This is a genomic window from Pseudomonas lijiangensis (genome assembly GCF_018968705.1).
Taxonomy (GTDB): domain Bacteria; phylum Pseudomonadota; class Gammaproteobacteria; order Pseudomonadales; family Pseudomonadaceae; genus Aquipseudomonas; species Aquipseudomonas lijiangensis.
Window position 1 is genome coordinate 3,369,469 of the sequence record NZ_CP076668.1, and the last position, 12,478, is coordinate 3,381,946.

15 protein-coding genes are annotated in these 12,478 nt (G+C 58.2%); 6 read left to right on the plus strand and 9 right to left on the minus strand.

What is annotated here, in order from left to right; translation table 11 throughout:
• Positions 1-30 precede the first annotated feature (30 nt).
• Positions 31-987 carry a sugar ABC transporter substrate-binding protein gene (locus KQP88_RS13875; protein ID WP_200992007.1) on the minus strand — a complete coding sequence of 319 codons (957 nt, stop codon included), beginning with the start codon at positions 985-987 and terminating at the stop codon, positions 31-33.
• A gap of 307 nt (positions 988-1,294) precedes the next feature.
• Between KQP88_RS13875 and KQP88_RS13880 the strand changes: the two genes are divergently transcribed.
• From KQP88_RS13880 to KQP88_RS13890, 3 genes are all read left to right on the plus strand, one after another.
• On the plus strand, positions 1,295-1,549 hold the full coding sequence (locus tag KQP88_RS13880; protein WP_025260471.1) for a DUF1654 domain-containing protein: 255 nt from the start codon (positions 1,295-1,297) through the stop codon (positions 1,547-1,549).
• A 4-nt stretch (positions 1,550-1,553) separates the two neighbouring features.
• A complete protein-coding gene (locus tag KQP88_RS13885; RefSeq protein WP_200992006.1) occupies positions 1,554-2,255 on the plus strand; it encodes an endonuclease in 702 nt (233 codons plus the stop codon).
• 354 nt (positions 2,256-2,609) lie between these two features.
• Positions 2,610-2,846, plus strand: coding sequence for a DUF6555 family protein (locus tag KQP88_RS13890; RefSeq protein ID WP_216703367.1), 237 nt, complete (start codon positions 2,610-2,612; stop codon positions 2,844-2,846).
• 51 nt (positions 2,847-2,897) lie between these two features.
• Here the strand turns inward: KQP88_RS13890 and map are convergent, their stop codons facing one another.
• From map to KQP88_RS13910, 4 genes are all read right to left on the minus strand, one after another.
• Positions 2,898-3,689, minus strand: a complete 792-nt coding sequence (gene map, locus KQP88_RS13895) for a type I methionyl aminopeptidase (protein ID WP_216703368.1) — start codon at positions 3,687-3,689, stop codon at positions 2,898-2,900.
• Positions 3,686-3,928 (minus strand): ParD-like family protein, encoded by a 243-nt coding sequence (locus KQP88_RS13900; RefSeq protein WP_025260507.1) that lies wholly within the window; start codon positions 3,926-3,928, stop codon positions 3,686-3,688. The genes map and KQP88_RS13900 overlap by 4 nt, the downstream gene beginning before the upstream one ends.
• Before the next feature lie 79 nt (positions 3,929-4,007).
• Entirely contained in the window at positions 4,008-4,196 is a 189-nt protein-coding gene (locus tag KQP88_RS13905) for a hypothetical protein (protein WP_216703369.1), read from the minus strand.
• A 100-nt stretch (positions 4,197-4,296) separates the two neighbouring features.
• Positions 4,297-5,331, minus strand: a complete 1,035-nt coding sequence (locus tag KQP88_RS13910) for an Ldh family oxidoreductase (protein ID WP_216703370.1) — start codon at positions 5,329-5,331, stop codon at positions 4,297-4,299.
• Between the two features lie 219 nt (positions 5,332-5,550).
• Here KQP88_RS13910 and KQP88_RS13915 point away from each other — a divergent pair, with 219 nt between their 5' ends.
• Complete coding sequence (locus tag KQP88_RS13915; protein WP_216703371.1) at positions 5,551-6,576, plus strand: FecR family protein; 1,026 nt, start codon at positions 5,551-5,553, stop codon at positions 6,574-6,576.
• A gap of 264 nt (positions 6,577-6,840) precedes the next feature.
• A complete protein-coding gene (locus KQP88_RS13920) occupies positions 6,841-7,224 on the plus strand; it encodes a Fe2+/Zn2+ uptake regulation protein (RefSeq protein ID WP_198725060.1) in 384 nt (127 codons plus the stop codon).
• A gap of 33 nt (positions 7,225-7,257) precedes the next feature.
• Here KQP88_RS13920 and KQP88_RS13925 read toward each other — a convergent pair whose 3' ends face one another.
• Positions 7,258-7,446 carry a hypothetical protein gene (locus KQP88_RS13925; RefSeq protein ID WP_025260512.1) on the minus strand — a complete coding sequence of 63 codons (189 nt, stop codon included), beginning with the start codon at positions 7,444-7,446 and terminating at the stop codon, positions 7,258-7,260.
• 217 nt (positions 7,447-7,663) lie between these two features.
• Here KQP88_RS13925 and KQP88_RS13930 point away from each other — a divergent pair, with 217 nt between their 5' ends.
• Positions 7,664-9,475 carry a monovalent cation:proton antiporter-2 (CPA2) family protein gene (locus tag KQP88_RS13930; protein ID WP_216703372.1) on the plus strand — a complete coding sequence of 604 codons (1,812 nt, stop codon included), beginning with the start codon at positions 7,664-7,666 and terminating at the stop codon, positions 9,473-9,475.
• 176 nt (positions 9,476-9,651) lie between these two features.
• On the opposite strand, the gene KQP88_RS13935 is transcribed toward KQP88_RS13930, so the two are convergent.
• The 3 genes from KQP88_RS13935 to moaB form a co-directional block, all read right to left on the minus strand.
• Complete coding sequence (locus tag KQP88_RS13935) at positions 9,652-10,593, minus strand: glycosyltransferase (RefSeq protein ID WP_216703373.1); 942 nt, start codon at positions 10,591-10,593, stop codon at positions 9,652-9,654.
• A gap of 89 nt (positions 10,594-10,682) precedes the next feature.
• Complete coding sequence (locus tag KQP88_RS13940; protein WP_216703374.1) at positions 10,683-11,891, minus strand: molybdopterin molybdotransferase MoeA; 1,209 nt, start codon at positions 11,889-11,891, stop codon at positions 10,683-10,685.
• Positions 11,892-11,897: 6 nt separating this feature from the next.
• Positions 11,898-12,437, minus strand: coding sequence for a molybdenum cofactor biosynthesis protein B (moaB, locus tag KQP88_RS13945; protein WP_216703375.1), 540 nt, complete (start codon positions 12,435-12,437; stop codon positions 11,898-11,900).
• Between the last annotated feature and the right edge of the window lie 41 nt (positions 12,438-12,478).

The following is a 12,478-nucleotide window of genomic DNA, read 5'->3' on the forward strand; positions in this document are numbered from 1 at the left end:
GTTCGGGCAGGCGCCATTACCAGACAGGGATCAGGGTTTGGTGACGAGTTCGACAGGGGTTTCGATCACGCCATTGACGCTATCGACCGGCTGCTTCTTGACCAGCTTCAACGCCGCTTCGATACCGAAAACCGCTTGCTTGGCAGCGAACTGGTCAGCGGTGGCCAGCACTCGACCGTCCTTGAGCATCGGCTTGATGGCATTGATATTGTCGTAACCGACCACGGCGACCTTGCCCGCCTTGCCTGCGGCACGAACCGCCGACACCGCGCCCAGCGCCATGCTATCGTTACCCGCCAGCAGCGCCTTGAGGTTCGGATACTCGTTGAGCATGGCCGAGGCAACGGCGTTGCCCTTGTCGATTTCCCAGTTACCGGACTGCACGGAAACGATCTTCAATTGCGCAGCGTCCATGGCGTCCTTGAAACCGGCGGTGCGTTGCTGGGCATTGGTGGTGGTCGGCACGCCTTCGATGATGCCGACTTCATCGCCGGCCTTCAGGTCCTTGGCCAGATACTCACCGACCAGACGGGCGCCCTTGCGGTTGTCAGGGCCCACGAAAGGCACTTCGATGTTTTTGCTTTTCAGCACGGTGGCATCCAGCTGGTTATCAATGTTGACGACCTGGATACCGGCATCCATCGCCTTCTTGATCACCGGCACCAGCGCCTTGGAATCGGCAGGCGCGATGACCAGTGCATCGACTCGGGAGACGATCATCTGCTCGACGATACGGATCTGACTGGCCGTGTCGGATTCATCCTTGATGCCGTTGGAAACCAGGTCGAAGTCGTTGGAATGCTCTTTCTGGTAGGCCTTGGCGCCATCTTCCATGGTGCGGAAGAACTCATTGGCCAGTGATTTCATGACCAGAGCGACCTTGGGCTTTTCAGCCTCCTGCGCATGGACGAAAGAGAGGGGCGTGACTGCCGTGGCGGCAGAGAGAATAGCGGCAGCGAGAAGACGTCCAGCGAATGGCAGCTTCATGAGTTCATCTCCGATGTTGTGATTATTTTTCGGGCGAACGACGCAGGATCGAACATTGGGCTCGACACGCAAACGTTTGCGAGTGAGAACTATGAAGAAAGCTTGCTGCTTTTGTCAATTAACATAAAGCCAGCCGGCAGCACTGCCGACCAAGAGAAAACGCCATCGAAAAGACGGAAAAAAGACAGAAAAATCAATAAACAGCGATATACCCCCAAACCCAGGCATCTGATCCTACATAAGAGTTGCGAAAGATCCGACAGTGAAATACTGTATGCCCGTACAGCAACCCAAGGGATCTTTTTTCGTGGCAAGACAAAGCGCAGCAGTGACCCCCTCCCTTCCCGGCTCCTACGAACGCCTTGGCATCCGGGTGCAAAAAATCATCAACTCGACTACCGCCCAGAAAGCCAGAGCCGCCCTGATCTTTCGCCAGCCCGACGAGCCGGAAGACGACTGGGCTCAGTTACTGGAAGAAATAGCCGAGAACGATAACGTCACCCTCGCCTGGCGCGATGACGGCGGCGTGCAAATTTTCTGGACATTGCCGAAGGAAGACTGACGGCATGATGGTTCGATTTTCTGCCCTGCTCTGCACCACCCTGTTCCTCATCGCTCCACTGACCGTACAAGCCGATGCTCCGAGAACCTTCAGCGAGGCGAAAAAAGTTGCCTGGGGCCTCTATGCGCCTCAAGCGACCGAGTTTTATTGCGGCTGCAAATACACCGGCAAGCAGGTCGATCTTGCTGGCTGTGGTTACGTGCCACGCAAGAACGCCAACCGCGCCAAACGCATCGAGTGGGAACATATCGTGCCCGCCTGGCAGATTGGCCATCAGCGCCAGTGCTGGCAGGACGGCGGTCGAAAAAACTGCGCAAAGAATGACGACATCTATAAACGTGCCGAAGCCGACTTGCATAATCTGGTGCCGAGCATCGGAGAGGTAAACGGTGACAGGAGCAACTTCAGTTTTGGCTGGCTCCCCGAGCAGAAAGGCCAATACGGTTCCTGCCTGACGCAAGTGGATTTCAAAGCGAAAAAGGTCATGCCACGGCCTTCGATCCGCGGCATGATCGCGCGCACTTACTTCTACATGAGCAAGCAGTACAACTTGCGGCTGTCACGCCAGGATCAGCAGCTCTATCAGGCCTGGAACAAGACTTATCCGGTTCAGGAGTGGGAGCGCCAGCGCAATCAGCGGGTCGCCTGCGTCATGGGCCGTGGTAACGAGTTCGTGGGGCCGGTGAATCTCAAATCCTGTAGCTGAGCACTTTCAACATCCATTTGAGCAGTTTTCGATGAGCAATACACGCACCTGAATAAGGCGCTTGGCCACTCATCGGACAACCGCTCACTTGGATCCAAAACCATGTAATTTCCCTCCTCGTGTCCTGCTTGGCCCACGACAGTATCTGCCCGACAGTGCTGTAAATACGGGCAGCCCACCGGGCAGGACGCTAGAGACCGCAGTCCGATCAGAACCGTCTGAATTAATTGCAACCCTGTATCGATCTCGAAATGAAGTAGCAATGCCACGTGCATGAGGCACGCCCCAGCTACCTGTACTCCCACGTACTCATTTTCAGATGGCGTAGCCCTTACGCCCAACAGGCAGGCATGAATGACAACTCAAACGGAATTTGAAATTCATTATCAGTTCAAGGGCGAAGCTCGCCACTTTCTGCATCAAGCCCTGCTTCTGAGTCAAAGCGACGCCCTTCATATCGCCACGCTGCATGCCGGAGTCGGCACTGTCAGTGACAATGTATCCGCAGGCCCCATACGCCTGGCGATCTTGCAGGCGCAGGGCTTTGGCGTGACGCAGGTGCATTGGAAGAAGTGCTCTGCAAATATCTGAGCTTCTCTGAAAATGAAACCGGCCCCTCAAGGGCCGGCTTCATCAATGCGCTCAGATCGGGGCGTATTCGCCCGTGCCATCAGGCCAGGGTGTCAACAACTCAAACCCCGTCTGGGTCACGGCAACCATATGCTCCCACTGGGCGGACAAGGACAGATCGCGTGTCAGCACTGTCCAGCCATCCGCCAGAGCCTTGGTTTCCGGCCTGCCGGCGTTGATCATCGGCTCGATGGTAAACACCATTCCCGGCTTGAGCTTGAGGCCCTTGCCAGCAGTGCCGTAGTGCAGAACCTGCGGCTCTTCGTGATAAGTGCGGCCGATGCCATGGCCGCAGTACTCGCGCACGACACTGAAGCCTTCGCGGTGTGCAACCGTCTGGATGGCGTGGCCGATATCACCCAGCGTGGCACCGGGACGCACGGCATGGATACCGGCACGTGTGGCTTCATAGGTGGTCTCGACCAGCCGCTTGGCCAGCGGACTGACTTCCCCCACCAGGTACATGCGGCTGGTATCGCCATACCAGCCATCCTTGATGACCGCCACATCGATATTGACGATATCGCCGTCCTTGAGGATGTCCGTCGGCGAAGGAATGCCGTGGCAGACCACGGCATTGGGCGAAATGCAGGTGGTCTTGGTGAAGCCGTGATAACCCACGTTCGCCGGGATGACTTTCAGCTCTTTGACAATGTACTCGTTGCAGATGTCATCGAGGGCTTCGGTGCTGACACCGGCCTTCACATGGGGCGCAATCATGGCCAGTACTTCTGCAGCCATGCGGCCCGCAATGCGCAACTGGACCAGATCCTGTTCGGTCTTGAGCGTGATACCGCGGCTCATGAGGCCACCCGCACAACCGACGAGATATCGGATGCCTGGGCAGTCAGCACGGTGCCGCCCGCATCTTCGGCACGAATCAGCATCTGACAGATTTCGCTGTAGTTGAGTGTTGGATGAAGCTCGGCAAGCATGCCGATGCGCATCCAGTGCTCAGCCTGAGCGTTGATCGAACGGCTCAAGGCCACGCTGGCCGAGCGCAGATTGGCGTGCATGTGTTCAGAAATCTTTACCAGCCCCATGACTCACCTCATATGGAATATACGAATCATATATGTTTCGTATATCAGCAAGCAAGCAGGAGGCTGGAAACACCGGCTATCAGGCGACAGCGGCTGCACAACACTCGTCGTCATAGTGGGGTTCGGTGAGCGTTATCGAGCCGTGTGGCTCATCGAAATTGAATTGGCGCAGCGCAGTTGCCAGAGCAAGAAAATCTTCGCGCTGCATCTCGTTGACCAGGATGGCGCAGTGGTGAGTGATCGAACCTTGCAATGCATTCAGGGACATGACAACCTCGTTACCGGATACTGTTCTTATATACAGTATTCATTGAGCAGGCCCGGCACAAGCCTGCTCGCGACGAATGGTCATTCGCCGCCTCCCGCAATCACGACCTGGCAAGTGCCTCCAGGCGCTCCCAGTCGCTCACCTCGATATCGATTCCATCGGCCAGCGACCGGGCGCGCAGCGCATAGCGGCGGTCCCCGGGAATACGCTCCTGCCCTGCTCCCTGCATCTGCCTGACCAGCTCTTCGCTGCGCTGGGCAAATTGCTGGCCGCTGCCGCCTCTGTCCGGGTCGATGACGATAAGCAGTTGTCCGGTCCAGGGTGTCTGGGCACCGGGGTGTTTCGACCAGTCGAATTCGAACGAGAAATTCCCGCCGGTCAGCCCGGCAGCCAGCAGCTCCACCATCATGGACAGTGCCGAGCCCTTGTAGCCACCAAACGGCAACAGTGCCCCGCCCTCGAGAATGGCCTTGGGGTCTTCGGTGGGCTGTCCATTGCGATCCACGCCCATGCCCGCTGGCAGCATTCGCCCTTCCCTTGCGGCGATCTGGACATCGCCATGGGCGATGGCGCTGGTCGCCAGATCGAACACCACCGGCTCACCACCGGCACGGGGCGCCGCAAAGGCAATCGGGTTGGTGCCAAACAGCGGTTGTTGCGCACCATGGGGCACGACGCAGGTCATGCTGTTGACCACACTCAGCGCCACAAGGCCCTGTTGGGCAAAGGGTTCGACATCCGGCCATAGCGCCGCGAAATGATGAGAGTTGCGAATGGCCAGAATCCCGATCCCGGCATGTGCGACCTTTTCTACAAGCAGTGAGCGAGCCGCCTCCAGGGCTGGCTGGGCAAAGCCGTTGGCAGCATCGACCCTGACGAAGGCTGCGGCAACATCTTCGACCACAGGCACCGCCTGGCCATCGACCCAGCCACTGGCCAGGGACGACAGGTAGCCTGGAATGCGAAAGATGCCATGGCTGTGGGAGCCATCACGCTGTGCGCTGGCGCAGTTTTCGGCCAATACGCGAGCGGTCTGCGGCGAAGTACCATGGGCCAGAAATATCTGCTGAAGCAGATCGGCCAACTGCTGATACGAAACCGTCCTGACCTGATCATTATCACGAGTTGCGGACATCCAGAGCTCCGGCGTCAAGGTTGAAAAAGCAAGTATCGGCGCATCTGAAAATATCGCTGCGCCCTTCGGAAAAAACGTCCAGACCGTGTTTTTACATCAATGAGAGCCGATCACATTCACGATGAAATACTCCTCTCCCTGATACTCAATAGCCATACATTGTTCTCTCCAGTAGACATCAGGAGGTAGAATGCCTCCACGGTAAAGACCGGAGAGCCAATGAGCGCCCCCAACCTCAGCGAAGCAGAATATGACGCAATCACCGATGCCGCCGCGCATTGGTGCATGCGCCTGCATGCCGATGACTGCACGGATGCGGAGCGAAAGGTTTTCAATCAGTGGCTCAATGCTCATCCACAGCATGCGATCGAATACCAGGCAATGCTGGAGATATGGGATATTTCCGAGCAGGTCACGCCCGTCAATCCAGCCCCGGTGATCGAACTCAAGCCACAAGCGCCGACGGCTCCGTCCTACCGCAAACGCTCGCGCCGTCACTACGCCGTTGCTGCCACTATTGCTGCCCTGGCCATTCCTCTGGCAGGCATTATCGGCTGGAATCAAGGCTGGATTCCCAACGCTTACGACACCTACGAAACCCTGGACGCCACTCGGGTCGTCACCATGGCCGACGGTAGCCGTGTGGAGCTGAATCTGGGCACGCAACTGACTTACGCCAATTACAAGGATCGGCGCAGCGTCACCCTGAAAAAGGGCGAGGCGTTCTTTGAAGTCAGCCATGACAGCACTCACCCGTTCGTGGTCAGGGCCGGTCAGGGCAGCGTCAAGGTGACGGGCACCCGCTTCAATGTCTGGATGTATCAGGAGCAGGTGCGGGTCATGCTGGTCGACGGTTCGGTGCAGGTCTGCAGTGACCGTTCGCAGCCGGGCGCCGGTTATCGTCTGGAGCCAGGCATGCAGGCCAGTTACAAGCCTGGGGACTTCCAGCCGAAAATCAGTGAAACCCACAGCGGCGACACCAGCCTTGCCTGGCGCAATGGCAAGCTGATCTTCAATGACCTGCCACTGAGCCAGGCATTGCCCTTGATCAACCGCTACCTCCCGACGCCGATCCTGCTGGCGGATAACGCCACGGGCGCCATTCGCCTGGGCGGCAGCTACAACACTCAGGACATGTCGAATCTGCTGGCATCCCTGCCCAAGGTATTGCCGGTATTCGTCACCCGCAATCAGGAAGGCAACCCCGTCCTCAACAAACGCTCTTCGGCAACGCCCAAAGGCTGATCCTCTTATTGCCGCACTATTTCCTTTGCGATAAACGCAAATGCGAAGCGTTTTCACAGTTTTTTGAATAATCCCTCGTTATGATCCGGGCGTTCGCGCTGCTTTCTGTCGCCCGGAAAACGGCCGTCGTCCTGGCAAAAACACATTTTTATGTTTTTTTTGCGTTCAAATATGAGTTTTTCAGGCGTTCGTTCGTCATTAGTAATGAGTTTCGTTCACAGAACCCAATGAGCCGTATCTGAAAAAGCCTGAAAAGGAGTTTGCATGTTCAATCGTCAAGGAATTACAACCCGCACGATGCTCCGGCAGACGGCCCTTTCTGCCCAGGCAGAATCGCCCGCCGCAGAAACCGATCGCCCCGGCAATGAACATATAAGGCTGCTGCTGAAAAGTTTTGGTCTGCGCACCAGCCTCGTCAGGCTGAAGGTCCTGGATGCGCTGCTGGCGGCCAATGATGAAGGCCAGACCCTGGGAGTACGGGGTGTACACAGCCAGTTGCTGCGACTCGATGTGCCGTTGTCTTTTCTCAGTGTCCGCGAGGTGCTCAAGCGCCTGTGTGATGAAGGCGTGATCAACCTCAATGCGGACAAGACCTACAGCCTGCACCCTCGCGCCTGGGAATGGCTGAGCGAATCGAACAAGGATTGACACCCTCGATGCGACGATGCAGGGCAGCGAATCTCAGCGCTTGACCTTGCGTCGCATGATGCCGTTCAGAACGACCACGATCACGGCCACGCTGATGGCAATGTACTGGAAGGTCTTCTCACTCAGCACACCCGTGTTCTGCAGGTGTGACAGCCCCAGCATGATCGCCATGACGGACAGGATGATCAGAATGGAGTAAATCAAGCGTTGCTTGTTGGTCATAACGGTTTCCTGAGTTCTCTGGACAGCATTGGCTCTGCGCAAATGCCCGCATATGGTACGCCGATGCGCCGTTTCTGGCACGGCCCTCCCGCCTCATCACAAGCCCCTGTGACAGACATAGAGCACAATTGAACATGGCTCTGTGAATCACGCATGGTTTAATGCCGCCCTTCAAAGTCGTTTATCGACTGTTCATGACTTGCCAAGGAGTTTCAACATGCCCCATGAAGGCAGCCTGCTACAGGCCGCAGTCGTGTTCCTGCTCGCCGCCGTATTGACTGTTCCGCTGGCCAAGCGCCTGCAACTGGGCGCCGTGCTGGGCTATTTATTCGCGGGCGTCATCATCGGCCCTTCAGTACTCAAACTCATCGACAACCCGGAAAGCGTCAGCCATATCTCGGAACTCGGGGTGGTGTTGCTGCTGTTCATCATCGGCCTGGAGCTGTCCCCAAAACGTTTATGGGTGATGCGCAAGGCGGTCTTTGGTGTCGGCATGGCGCAAGTGCTGCTGACCGGTCTGGTGATTGGCTGTGTTGCCCTGCTAGCCTTCGAGCAACCCCTGAATACAGCTGTGGTGCTGGGTCTGGGTCTCGCATTGTCTTCCACCGCTTTCGGCCTGCAAAGCCTGGCCGAGCGCAAGGAGTTGAACAGCCCCCACGGGCGTCTGGCGTTTGCCATTCTGCTGTTTCAGGACATCGCTGCCATCCCGCTGATTGCCATGGTTCCGTTGCTGGCTGGCACCAGCCACGAGCAAGAACTCAGTTCCCATGAAAGCCTGCTCCACAGCCTGCAGGTGCTGGGCAGCATCGCAATTGTGGTGGTCGGCGGTCGCTACCTGCTGCGCCCGGTGTTTCGCATCGTGGCCAAGACCAAGATCCAGGAAGTGTCCACAGCCACCGCCCTGCTGGTGGTCATGGGGACGGCCTGGTTGATGGAGCTGGTGGGCGTGTCCATGGCGCTGGGCGCCTTCCTGGCCGGTCTGCTGCTGGCAGACTCCGAATACCGGCACGAACTCGAAGCGCAGATCGAGCCTTTCAAAGGGCTGTTGCTGGGGCTGTTTTTCATCAGCGTCGGGATGGGCGCCAATATCAGTCTGCTGTTCAGTTCACCGGTGATTGTGCTGGGGCTGACATTTCTGCTGATTGCCCTGAAGTTTCCTCTGCTGTTTTTCATCGGGCGTCTGGCAGGCGGGTTGAGTAAACAGAATGCCCTGAGCCTGGGGCTGGTGCTGGCCGCAGGGGGTGAATTCGCTTTCGTTGTCTTCAAGATCGGCAATCAGCAAGGTCTGTTCGAACCCGAGCTGTACGACATTCTGATCCTGGCCATTACTCTCTCGATGGCCATGACGCCGCTGCTGTTCATGGCCATGGCTCGCTGGATCAAGCCCAAGGTCAAGCCTGTCGAGGTGCCGGACGAGTACCGCGATATCAATACCGACAGCCCTCGCGTGGTGATTGCCGGCATGGGCCGTATGGGCCAGATCGTGGCGCGTATTCTGCGAGCGCAGAATATCCCTTTCGTGGCGCTGGATACTGCGGTGGAATCCATCGAGTTCTCGCGCAGCTTCGGCAATGTACCGGTGTTCTACGGCGATCCGATGAAACCGGAAATCCTGCGGGCGGCCAAGGTTCATGAGGCGGAGTTCTTTATCATCGCCACCGATGACCCCGACACCAACATCAAGACCGCCGAGCTGATCCGCAAGTTGTACCCGGACATGAAGATCATCGCCCGCGCCCGTAACCGCCAGCACGTCCATCGCCTGATCGACGTGGGCGCCCAGGCGGTACGTGAAACCTTCTATTCCAGTCTGGAAATGAGCCGTCAGACCTTGCTGGGCCTAGGTTTGAGCCAAGCCCAGGCCGACGCGCGAATCAGCCGCTTCAAGCGTCACGACGAGCAGGTACTGGCTGCCCAGCATCTGGTGTATGACGACGAAGCCAAGCTTCTGCAAACCGCACGGGAAGCCAGGAAGGAACTGGCGCAGTTGTTCGAGGCGGACCGTCAGGAAGAGGAATCAGGCAAGTAGTGCTTAAACTTGTGGGAGGGGCCTTGGCCGCGACAGCATCAGTGAAGGCAACACATCTTCAGCGCACTTCAACTGGCTGTCGCGGCCAAGGCCCCTCCCACGGATTGGGATCCTGCCACCTGCTTTTTGAAAATGCCTCTTAACTGATCGGTATTACTCCTGCCCGGTCAGCGGCTTCAGTCGCGAGAACTGTCGGCATACGGGCTGTCCCAATACCGTTTGTGCATGCCGAGCTTTTTCTTGAGGGCATTGGGCAAACGCTTTTCCTGCTTGCTCAGTTTGTAGGCCAGCAGCTTGAGGGCGTTGCGAATGAAAGACAGTGGCCACAGCAGAAAGCGACGCTTGCCCAGAAAGGCCAGCTCTGATTTCACATAGCGCATCCCCTCGCCCGCAATGCCGCCAAAGGTTTCGTAGATCCAGGATTCCCGAGACTGGAACACGCCAATATCGAAGTAACGACAAAACTCTTCCCGCAGGCTGTAGTTGTGGGAATGCCTGCACACCGCCGAACCTTCGTAAGCGATTTTCCAGCCATCGAGCAGCATCCTGGCCGTGACGTACATGTCTTCGGAGAGGATCACATGCCGCGGGAAGCCTCCCGTCGCCAGCAACGCCTCACGACGATACGCCGCGAAGGAATTCGACATGAACGGTGTCTTGATGCCCAGCGTTGCAGCATCCTCAAGGGTCTTGATCCGGGAAGTCGGCGGGTAATTGAACAGTCGCGCATGCTGCGCCAGCAGGTTGGCATCCTTGTGAGGCAACTGCCGTCCGCATACCGCGCCTACCTTGGGATCGGCAAACGGCAGCAGAATATTGGCGATGGCGTCGACATCCTCCACATAGGCATCCTGGGTCATGTAGACGTAAACGTCGTAGTCGGGGTAGCGCTCGACCATCATCTGCCGGGTGCCGCCGTGGTTGAAGTCCTTGCTGTCGATACGGATCACATTGGCGCAGCGTGACTGTGCCAGTTCCAGCGTGCCATCCGACGAGCTGGAATCAACGATCAGGGTGTCGAAGGTCGCGGTCTGGGTCGCCAGCGAATCCAGCAGGCGGTCCAGATCCTTGCGCCCGTTGTAGGTCGGAATGACACAAGCCACTCTCAAAGACGGCATAACAATACTCCAGAGCAAATTCCTGATGCCCAATCTGTCAGCGTGTTTGAGGGTAGCTCATGCCTCGCCGGACGACCATTTGAATGTAATCAGCCCAGCACTTCACTCAAGGGAATGAAATTGACCCAGTCACCTTCAGCAACCGTGCTGCCTTCGCGAACCTCGATCAAACCGTCGGCCCAGGCCGCACTGCGCAGAACGCCGGAGCTTTGGTTGCTGTAGGCCACGGCGCGCCCCTGCTCCAGACGCCCGCGCAGGTATTCGCGACGATTGCCTGCCTTGCGCCAGACGAATCCGGCCGGGACGGGAAACTGCATGGGCGTGACATCTGCAACACCCTGACGGCGGAGCAGATAGGCGCGAGCCAACAACGCAAAAGTGACCAGCGTGGACGCCGGATTACCCGGCAGGCCGATCACCGGCACGCCACGGAAATGGCCGAAGGTCAGCGGCTTGCCCGGCTTGATCGCCAGCTTCCACAACGACAGCTCGCCCTCTTCGCGCAGCGCATGGCCGAGGAAGTCCGCTTCGCCTACGGATACGCCGCCCGTGGACAGGATCAGGTCGACCTCGTTGAGCCCCGCCAATGCAGCACGGGTCTTTTCCAGATCGTCCGGCAGGATGCCGGCATCCACGACTTCGCACTCAAGACGCTTCAACCAACTGCACAGCAGCACGCGATTACTGTTGTAGATCTGCCCGGGACCCAAGGGCTGACCGGGTTCGATCAACTCATCGCCAGTGGACAGCACGGCCACACGGACCCGGCGTATGACTTCCAGCTCAGCCAACCCCAGGGATGCCGCGAGCCCCAGCTCGATAGGCCCCAGGCGAGTCCCCGTCGCCAGCACCTTGTCGCCGACCGTGGTTTCCTGTCCTTGGGGACGGATGTTCTGGCCAGGCTTCAGTGGTTCGGTAAAGCGTACGCGCTGGTCATCCAGGACTTCGGCGTTTTCCTGCATCTCGACGCAATCGGCACCTTCCGGCATGGGAGCGCCGGTGAAGATCCGTGCGCAAGTGCCGGCTGCCAATGGCTCGGGAGCCTGCCCGGCGAAGATTCTCTGGCTGACGGACAGCGGCTCGCCGTTCCAGTCCGCCAGACGCAAGGCGTAACCGTCCATGGCGCTGTTGGGCCAGGGCGGCAGGTCAAGGGTGGAAATCAGGTCCACCGCCAACACACGACCCTGGGCTTCGGCCAGCGGAACCCGTTCACGCTCGGTGATGGGCGAGGCTTCGGCCATTTCCAGCAGACGCGCAATGGCTTGTTCGACAGGCATCAGGGCCTGAGGTGCGTTCATGCCCGTTCAACCACGGGTGGCGCAGGGCTCGGCCTGCCTGAGGTGCGGCACGAAATTGCACGGGCGGAAACGCGAATCCAGCTGTTGAGACAGAATTCCGTCCCAGGCCGTACGCACCGCGTTGGTGGAGCCCGGCAGGCAGCAGACCAGCGTACCGTTGGACAGACCGGCCAGCGCACGGGACTGAATGGTCGAGGTGCCGATATCCGGTACGGAAATCTGCCGGAACAGCTCGCCGAAACCATCGACCTGCTTGTCCAGCAGGCAGCTCACGGCTTCCGGCGTGCTGTCACGTCCGGTAAAGCCTGTGCCGCCAGTGATCAGCACGACCTGAACCTGTTCATCGGCAATCCAGGTCGCAACCTGGGCGCGGATCTTGTACAGGTCATCCTTGAGCAGGACGCGCTCGATCAAGCCATGACCGGCTTCAGTCAGGCGATCGACGAACATCTGCCCCGAGGTGTCGTTTTCAAAGGTGCGGGTATCGCTGACGGTCAGGACGGCGATATTCAGGGGTACAAAAGGTGTGTCAGCCTTGGCTTTCATGGCCTCGATCCGGTTGTTAAGGAAACAGGCCGGTGTTATAT

Bases quoted from the DNA above. Each gene is read 5' to 3' on its own strand.
- KQP88_RS13920 (WP_198725060.1), top strand. From the start codon at position 6,841: ATGTTCAATCGTCAAGGAATTACAACCCGCACGATGCTCCGGCAGACG.
- KQP88_RS13905 (WP_216703369.1), bottom strand. From the start codon at position 4,196: ATGTCCCTGAATGCATTGCAAGGTTCGATCACTCACCACTGCGCCATC.
- map (WP_216703368.1), bottom strand. From the start codon at position 3,689: ATGAGCCGCGGTATCACGCTCAAGACCGAACAGGATCTGGTCCAGTTG.
- KQP88_RS13890 (WP_216703367.1), top strand. From the start codon at position 2,610: ATGACAACTCAAACGGAATTTGAAATTCATTATCAGTTCAAGGGCGAA.
- KQP88_RS13885 (WP_200992006.1), top strand. From the start codon at position 1,554: ATGATGGTTCGATTTTCTGCCCTGCTCTGCACCACCCTGTTCCTCATC.
- KQP88_RS13930 (WP_216703372.1), top strand. From the start codon at position 7,664: ATGCCCCATGAAGGCAGCCTGCTACAGGCCGCAGTCGTGTTCCTGCTC.
- KQP88_RS13900 (WP_025260507.1), bottom strand. From the start codon at position 3,928: ATGGGGCTGGTAAAGATTTCTGAACACATGCACGCCAATCTGCGCTCG.
- KQP88_RS13875 (WP_200992007.1), bottom strand. From the start codon at position 987: ATGAAGCTGCCATTCGCTGGACGTCTTCTCGCTGCCGCTATTCTCTCT.
- moaB (WP_216703375.1), bottom strand. From the start codon at position 12,437: ATGAAAGCCAAGGCTGACACACCTTTTGTACCCCTGAATATCGCCGTC.
- KQP88_RS13925 (WP_025260512.1), bottom strand. From the start codon at position 7,446: ATGACCAACAAGCAACGCTTGATTTACTCCATTCTGATCATCCTGTCC.
- KQP88_RS13935 (WP_216703373.1), bottom strand. From the start codon at position 10,593: ATGCCGTCTTTGAGAGTGGCTTGTGTCATTCCGACCTACAACGGGCGC.
- KQP88_RS13940 (WP_216703374.1), bottom strand. From the start codon at position 11,891: ATGAACGCACCTCAGGCCCTGATGCCTGTCGAACAAGCCATTGCGCGT.
- KQP88_RS13915 (WP_216703371.1), top strand. From the start codon at position 5,551: ATGAGCGCCCCCAACCTCAGCGAAGCAGAATATGACGCAATCACCGAT.
- KQP88_RS13910 (WP_216703370.1), bottom strand. From the start codon at position 5,331: ATGTCCGCAACTCGTGATAATGATCAGGTCAGGACGGTTTCGTATCAG.